Genomic DNA, 6,902 nt, shown 5'->3' with positions numbered 1-6,902 from the left:
TCAGCGGGCCGGGCCGCGTTTGAGGACGCGGGACAGGGCCGCCGCCACCTCCTCCGACAGGCCGCCGTCCGACGGCCCGTCCGCGCCGGCCGGCCGCTCGGCGCCGGAATGCACCAGGTCGCCGGGACCGGCCTCGTCCCGGACGGCGGGGCGGGTGTGCCCGCAGTCGCGGCACTCGACCTCGCCGAGCCGGCACACCAGGGCGGCCGAGCCGCAGGCCGCGCAGCGGTCCAGGTCGTCCGCCCAGTCGCGGCCGGCCTGGCAGCCGGGGCAGACCAGCACCTGGCGGTCCGCCCGGACGCCGCGCCGCCACGGGCTCGCGCCGCGCACGGGATCGGTCTGCCGCGCCCCGCAGCGGAAGCAGGGCATCACACCTCCAGAGGTGCGGGGACCGGTTCCGGCCACCTGCCGCGGCGGCGCGGAACCGGTCCGTTTCGCTCAGAGCCCGGCGAGCGCCTTGCGGTACTCGTCGATGTCACGTGCGTCCGGCAGCGCGTTCACGACCTTCCACCGGACCACGCCCTCGGTGTCGATGACGAAGGTGCCGCGCAGCGCCAGCCCCTTCGCCTCGTCGAAAACGCCGTATCGCTGTGCGGTCCCGCCGTGCGGCCAGAAGTCCGACAGCAGCGGGAACCAGAACTTCTCCTGATCTGACCAGGCGCGCAGCGCGAACATCGAGTCGACCGAGACGGCGAGCAGCCGCACGTCGCCCTCGTCGCCCGCCACGTCCCGGAACTCGTCCCTCAGCCGGGTCAGCTCCCCGGTGCACACGCCGCTGAACGCCAGCGGGTAGAACACGAGGACGACCTTCTTCCGGCCGCGGAACCCCGACAGCCGCACCGGCGTGCCGTGCTGGTCCCGCAGCTCGAAATCCGGCGCCGCGTCCCCCACGCCGACGGCGGCCGCGCCGGCGTCGCCCGCATTGACGGCCACTCCCCTACCGTCCCCCGGCTACTTGCGGACCTTGGGCGCGACCAGCCGCGTGCCTGACCACTCCTTGGCGGCGCTGATGCTGCTGGTCTGCGAGAGCCCGGCCGTCTGCGCGGCCTCGCCGATGTCGCTCGGCTCCACGTGCCCTTCCCGGCCCGCCTTCGGCGTCAGCAGCCAGATGTTGCCGCCGCCGGTGAGCGGGATCATCGCGTCGGTCAGACCTTCGAACAGGTCGCCGTCGTCCTCGCGCCACCAGAGCAGCACGGTGTCGACGACGTCCTCGTAGTCCTCGTCGACCAGTTCGTTCCCCGTGAGTTCCTCGACGGAGCGGCGAAGCTCCTCGTCGACGTCGTCGTCGAAGCCGATCTCCTGCACCACCTGGCCCGCCTTGAGGCCGAGCCGTTCGGCCAGGCTGCGCTCAGACTGCGCCTGACCCGCGGTCGCGCTCACGAAAGTCCTCCCATTGTCGTCAGTCCGCACGGTGCCGTGCACTGTCGTTCCCAGCCCCCCGGGATGGGCGGCCCGCCCGCACCTGTGCGGTGTTTGCGGGACAGTCCACACAAGTGAGGGCCACTAGCGCAAGTGTCTTCCGGGCTTTTTGCCGCCCTCATTGGCCGGATTCCTCGTTTCGCCCCCCGCCGCACGGCGCGGCCCCCCGCGCCCCCGGCCCGCCGCGCTCATCCCCTGAGGAAGGACAGCCGGACCTGCCGGTCGGGGTTGTCCACGTTGAGGTCGACGAGGGCGATCGACTGCCACGTGCCGAGGGCGAGGCGCCCGCCCACGACCGGGACGGTCGCGTACGGCGGGACGAGCGCGGGCATCACGTGCGACCGCCCGTGCCCCCTGGAGCCGTGCGCGTGCCGCCAGCGGTCGTCCGCCGGCAGCAGGTCGCGCAGCGCCGCCAGCAGGTCGTCGTCGCTGCCCGAGCCCAGTTCGAGGATCGCCACGCCGGCGGTGGCGTGCGGGACGAAGACGTGCAGCAGCCCGTCGCCGCCCGCCGACGCGGCGAACCGTTCGCAGTCGGCCGTGATGTCGTGGACGGCCTCCCTCGTACCGGTGGCCACCCGGACCACGGTGCTCTCCATGATCCGTGTCTACCCGATCCGCGGCCGCGGACGCACCCGCGCCGGACGAAACCGGCCGGCGCCGGCCGCCCGTCAGTGCGGGACCTGCTCCCGGGACTCGATGACCGCGTCCGGGCCGGGGTAGACGAGGGTCTCGCGGCCGTCGTCGAACCTGACCAGGTACGGCGGGCCGCCGTCCGGTCCGCGCACCTCGATGATCTCACCGGTCCGGTCCGGCTGCCCGACGATGTTGCCGTGGACGTGCAGCCGGTCTCCGATCTGTCCGTACATCACTCCTCCCAAGCTCGTTCGTCCGCCTCCGGGGCGGACCGTGCCGGGTGTGGCGGGTCGTTGCCCTCAGCCTCATACGTTCCCCGCGCCGCGTCGAGGGCAATCCCCTTCCGATGGTGGAAAAGGCCACTTCGCGAGGGCCGGAACCCCCGTTGACCGGGGAGAATGGTTACCGGTTGGTAGAGATGCGTTGGCCGTCATAAACGGCGACGATGGGGATCACCAGACGAGCGACCGACAGTCTGCCGGGGACCGGTGGCCTCCCGCGCGGCGGGCCACGGGTCTCACCAGCAAAGACGGTAAGGACAGAGGGGACCCCGTGGCTTCCGGACGTCAACGCTTCTCAATCATCAGCGACGGCCTGCCGAGCCAGCTGCCCGACATCAACCCGGACGAAACCCGGGAGTGGCTGGAGTCGCTGGACACGGTCATCAAGACCGAAGGCCGCGGCAGGGCGCGGTACGTGATGCTCCGCCTCCTGGAAAGGGCCCGAGAACTGCAGGTCGGGGTGCCCGGCCTGCGCAGCACCGACTTCATCAACACGATCCCGCCGGAGCACGAACCCTGGTTCCCCGGCGACGAGCACGTGGAGCGGCGCATCCGCGCCTACATCCGGTGGAACGCCGCGATCATGGTGTCGCGGGCGAACCGCCCCGAACTCGGCGTCGGCGGGCACATCGCCACCTACGCCTCCGCGGCGTCGCTGTACGAGGTGGGCTTCAACCACTTCTTCCGCGGCAAGGACCACGGCGAGTCCGGCGACCAGGTGTTCATCCAGGGGCACGCGGCGCCCGGCATCTACGCCCGCGCCTTCCTGGAGGGCCGCCTCCCCGAAGAGAAGCTGGACGGGTTCCGGCAGGAGCAGTCGCACCCGGGCGGCGGGCTGTCGTCCTACCCGCACCCGCGGCTCATGCCGGACTTCTGGGAGTTCCCCACGGTGTCCATGGGCCTGACCGCGATCAACTCGGTGTACCAGGCGCGGTTCAACCGCTACCTCTACAACCGCAAGATCAAGGACACGTCCCGCTCGCACGTGTGGGCGTTCCTCGGCGACGGCGAGATGGGCGAGCCGGAGTCGCTCGGCGCGATCGGCCTCGCCGCCCGCGAGGAGCTCGACAACCTCACCTTCGTCGTCAACTGCAACCTGCAGCAGCTCGACGGCCCGGTGCGCGGCAACGGCAAGATCATCCAGGAGCTGGAGTCGTTCTTCCGCGGCGCCGGCTGGAACGTCATCAAGGTCATCTGGGGCCGCGACTGGGACCCGCTGCTCGCGCAGGACGTCGACGGCGTCCTGGTCAACCAGATGAACACCACCCCGGACGGCCAGTTCCAGACGTTCTCCGTGGAGTCCGGCGCGTACATCCGGGAGAAGTTCTTCGGCGCCGACCCGCGGCTGCGCAAGATCGTCCAGCACCTGTCGGACGACGAGCTGCGCAAGCTGTCGCGCGGCGGGCACGACTACCGCAAGGTGTACGCGGCGTTCAAGGCGGCCCGCGAGCACGTCGGGCAGCCGACGGTGATCCTCGCGCACACCATCAAGGGCTGGACGCTCGGCTCCGACTTCGAGGCCCGCAACGCCACCCACCAGATGAAGAAGCTCACCAAGGCCGAGCTGAAGGAGTTCCGCGACCGGCTCTACCTGGACATCCCCGACTCGGCGCTGGAGCAGCCGCTGCCGCCCTACTACCACCCCGGCGAGGACTCCGACGAGATCCAGTACATGCGCGAGCGCCGCGCCGCGCTCGGCGGCTTCCTGCCGAAGCGCGTCGTCCGCGCCAAACCGCTCAAGCTGCCCGGCGACCCGGTCTACAGCGAGATGCGCAAGGGCTCCGGCAAGCAGAACGTCGCCACCACCATGGCGTTCGTCCGGCTCCTCAAGGACCTGATCAAGGACGAGAACATCGGCGCCCGGTTCGTGCCGATCGCCCCGGACGAGTACCGCACGTTCGGCATGGACTCGCTGTTCCCCACGTCCAAGATCTACTCCCCGCACGGGCAGACGTACGACGCGGTGGACCGCAAGCTCCTCCTCTCCTACAAGGAGTCCGAAAGCGGCCAGATGCTGCACGAGGGCATCAGCGAGGCCGGCTCGATGGCGTCCGCCATCGCCGCGGGCACGACCTACGCCACGCACGGCGAGCACATGATCCCCGTGTACATCTTCTACTCGATGTTCGGGTTCCAGCGGACCGGCGACCAGATGTGGGCGTTCGGCGACCAGATGGGCCGCGGCTTCCTGCTCGGCGCCACCGCCGGCCGCACCACGCTCACCGGCGAGGGCCTGCAGCACGCCGACGGCCACTCCCCGCTCCTCGCCGCGTCGAACCCGGCGTGCGTCCACTACGACCCGACATGGGCGTTCGAGCTGGGCCACATCGTCCGGGACGCGCTGCGCCGCATGTACGGATCGTCGGAGGAGCACCCGAACGGCGAGGACATCTTCTACTACCTCACCGTCTACAACGAGCCCTACCAGCAGCCCGCCGAACCCGAGGGCCTCGACGTCGACGGCCTCCTCAAGGGCCTGTACCGGTACCGGGCGGCGGAGACCCCCGCCGACGGGGACGCGCCGCGCGCGCAGATCCTCGCGTCCGGCGTCGGCGGCCGGTGGGCGCTGGAGGCGCAGCGGCTCCTCGCCGACGACTGGGGCGTCGCCGCGGACGTGTGGTCGGCGACCTCGTGGAACGAGCTGGCCCGCGAGGCCCGCGCGTGCGACGAGTGGAACATGCTGAACCCCGACGCCGAGCAGCGCGTCCCGTACGTCACCCGGACGCTCGACAACGTCACCGGGCCGATCGTCGCGGTATCGGACTACACCCGGGCCGTACCCGACCAGATCGCCCCGTGGGTGCACGGCGATTTCACCTCGCTCGGCACCGACGGGTTCGGCTTCTCCGACACCCGCGCCGCCGCCCGCCGCTTCTTCCACGTGGACGCGGCGTCGATCGTCCTCGCCGTGCTCACCCGCCTCGCCCGCCACGGCGAGGTCAAGCCGGAGACACTGCCCCTGGCGATCGAGCGCTACAACCTGAACGCCAAGGTCAGCGACGTCTTCGCAGGCGGTGTGAGCAGCCGCGAAAGCAACACCGGCGGTGACGCGTGATCTATCTGGGGGGCGACCCCCAGACCCCCGCCACGAGCCAGTCGATCGGTCGTGCGACCTCCGGGCGCTGGGCGCCCTCCGGCCGCCCGACCCGTGACGGTGGCTGAGGCCGCTCCAAGAGGGTGATTGCGGAGGTGTAGGCCGCAATCACCGGAAGGGCCCCGAGGTTTCCCCTCGGGGCCCTTTGCCTTCGCTGGTCAGCCGGCCGGGGGCGTGAAGACCCCGAAGGTGTTGCCGGACGGGTCCTGGAGGTAGGCGAACTTGAGGCCGTTGGCCGTGGTCAGGGCGGGCAGGGCGACCTTGCCGCCGTGCTTCACCGTCTGCTCGCAGGTGGCCTCGACGTCCTCCACCATGACCAGGAACATCGCGTGGTTGCGGGAGGCGTCCGGCTCGTGCGAGATGCCGCCGCTCGGCATGTCGGAACCCGGGTAGCTGACCAGGTCGTAGCCGTCGGCGTCCGGGTCGAGCGTGAACTGCCAGCCGAACATGTCGCCGTAGAAGCGGCGGGCCTCCTCCGGCGCGTCGGTGCCGACCTGGAACCACGTGACGGTGTTGAACGCGGGAACGCTCATCGCTGTCCTCCTTCGAACGCTGTGGGCACCAGCGTCCGTGAGCGTTCCGACAACCCCCTGTCGGTGTTTGCGGACAAGATCCCGCACGGCGACGGGAACCGCGCCCACACGATGGTGCGGTCGCCGTCCGTCCGGAACCCCCAGGCTTCCGCCAGGGCCGCCACGATCCTGAGCCCGCGCCCGCCCTCGGCCCCCGTCTCCCCCTTGACCCGCGGCCGCCCGCCGCCCGCGCCGTCATCGGCGACCTCCAGCAGGTAGAAGTCGCCGCCGCCGGACAGGCTGACCGTCACCCGTCCGCCGGTGCTGTCGCCGGGCCGCTGCTGGGCGGCGCATTCGTGTCGGACGACGTGCTCGGCCTCGGCTGGCGGGCGGTCTTCCTGGTCAACGTCCCGGTCGGTGTCCTCGCGCTGGCCGGCGCGTTCACGCTGGTGCCGCAGACCAAGGCCGATCGTCCACCCTCGCTGGACGTCCTCGGGACCGTGCTCACCGCCGGCGGCGTGGCGGCGCTGGTCTATCCGCTCATCGAGGGCCGCCAGGCGGGATGGCCCTGGTGGACGGTCGTCGCATTCGCGTCGGCGCCGGTCCTGCTCGCCGCGTTCGCCGTCCACGAACGCGGCCGCGCCCGCCGCGGGCACGCCCTGCTGCTGCCGCTCCGCCTGTTCGCCGACCGCGGGTTCAGCGCCGGGCTGACCGTTCAGCTCTCCTTCCGCCGATCTGCAGCTGAGACCACTTGGAGACCCTGCGCTCTTCACCCCAGATCTCCTCCCACACCTCGCGCAGTTCCTCGGCGCGAGGATGCTCGGCGGTGTCGACGGTCACCTCGTCGTCGGCGATCTCGTGGTTGGGCAGGGACACGCAGGGCTTCAGGCGCAGTTTGCCCCGCAGTTCGTCCTCGTCCCGGGACAGGACGGCGCAGGGGCGGCCCAGTTCCAGCCAGCGATC

Annotated in this window: 9 protein-coding genes; 1 reads left to right on the top strand and 8 read right to left on the bottom strand. The window is 71.2% G+C overall.

All coding sequences use genetic code 11. The annotated features are described in order from the left end of the window. From ACIWVC_RS27255 to ACIWVC_RS27235, 5 genes are all read right to left on the bottom strand, one after another. Complete coding sequence (locus ACIWVC_RS27255; protein WP_396451121.1) at positions 1-369, bottom strand: hypothetical protein; 369 nt, start codon at positions 367-369, stop codon at positions 1-3. A 69-nt stretch (positions 370-438) separates the two neighbouring features. Continuing rightward, complete coding sequence (locus ACIWVC_RS27250) at positions 439-933, bottom strand: peroxiredoxin (RefSeq protein WP_396451122.1); 495 nt, start codon at positions 931-933, stop codon at positions 439-441. 18 nt (positions 934-951) lie between these two features. Then, on the bottom strand, positions 952-1,380 hold the full coding sequence (locus tag ACIWVC_RS27245; RefSeq protein ID WP_396451124.1) for a DUF3052 domain-containing protein: 429 nt from the start codon (positions 1,378-1,380) through the stop codon (positions 952-954). A gap of 227 nt (positions 1,381-1,607) precedes the next feature. After that, the gene (locus ACIWVC_RS27240; protein WP_396451126.1) at positions 1,608-2,015 is read right to left on the bottom strand and encodes a secondary thiamine-phosphate synthase enzyme YjbQ; all 408 of its coding nucleotides are present in this window, start codon (positions 2,013-2,015) and stop codon (positions 1,608-1,610) included. Positions 2,016-2,087: 72 nt separating this feature from the next. Beyond that, positions 2,088-2,285: a DUF1918 domain-containing protein gene (locus ACIWVC_RS27235; RefSeq protein ID WP_396451128.1), complete on the bottom strand. Its 198-nt coding sequence runs from the start codon at positions 2,283-2,285 to the stop codon at positions 2,088-2,090. Positions 2,286-2,604: 319 nt separating this feature from the next. On the opposite strand from ACIWVC_RS27235, the gene aceE reads away from it, so the two are divergent. Beyond that, a complete protein-coding gene (gene aceE, locus ACIWVC_RS27230; protein ID WP_396451130.1) occupies positions 2,605-5,388 on the top strand; it encodes a pyruvate dehydrogenase (acetyl-transferring), homodimeric type in 2,784 nt (927 codons plus the stop codon). Positions 5,389-5,585: 197 nt separating this feature from the next. Here aceE and ACIWVC_RS27225 read toward each other — a convergent pair whose 3' ends face one another. The 3 genes from ACIWVC_RS27225 to ACIWVC_RS27215 all read right to left on the bottom strand — a co-directional run. Next, a complete protein-coding gene (locus tag ACIWVC_RS27225; protein ID WP_396451132.1) occupies positions 5,586-5,960 on the bottom strand; it encodes a VOC family protein in 375 nt (124 codons plus the stop codon). After that, the gene (locus ACIWVC_RS27220; RefSeq protein ID WP_396454753.1) at positions 5,957-6,595 is read right to left on the bottom strand and encodes an ATP-binding protein; all 639 of its coding nucleotides are present in this window, start codon (positions 6,593-6,595) and stop codon (positions 5,957-5,959) included. The genes ACIWVC_RS27225 and ACIWVC_RS27220 overlap by 4 nt, the downstream gene beginning before the upstream one ends. Before the next feature lie 40 nt (positions 6,596-6,635). Next, positions 6,636-6,902: hypothetical protein (locus ACIWVC_RS27215; protein ID WP_396454752.1), on the bottom strand; the 267-nt coding region annotated here is incomplete at its 5' end.

This window comes from Actinomadura sp. (assembly GCF_044508335.1).
Lineage (GTDB): Bacteria > Actinomycetota > Actinomycetes > Streptosporangiales > Streptosporangiaceae > Spirillospora.
Note: the sequence above shows the minus strand (reverse complement) of the source record. Positions and strands in the feature narration are given on the sequence as shown.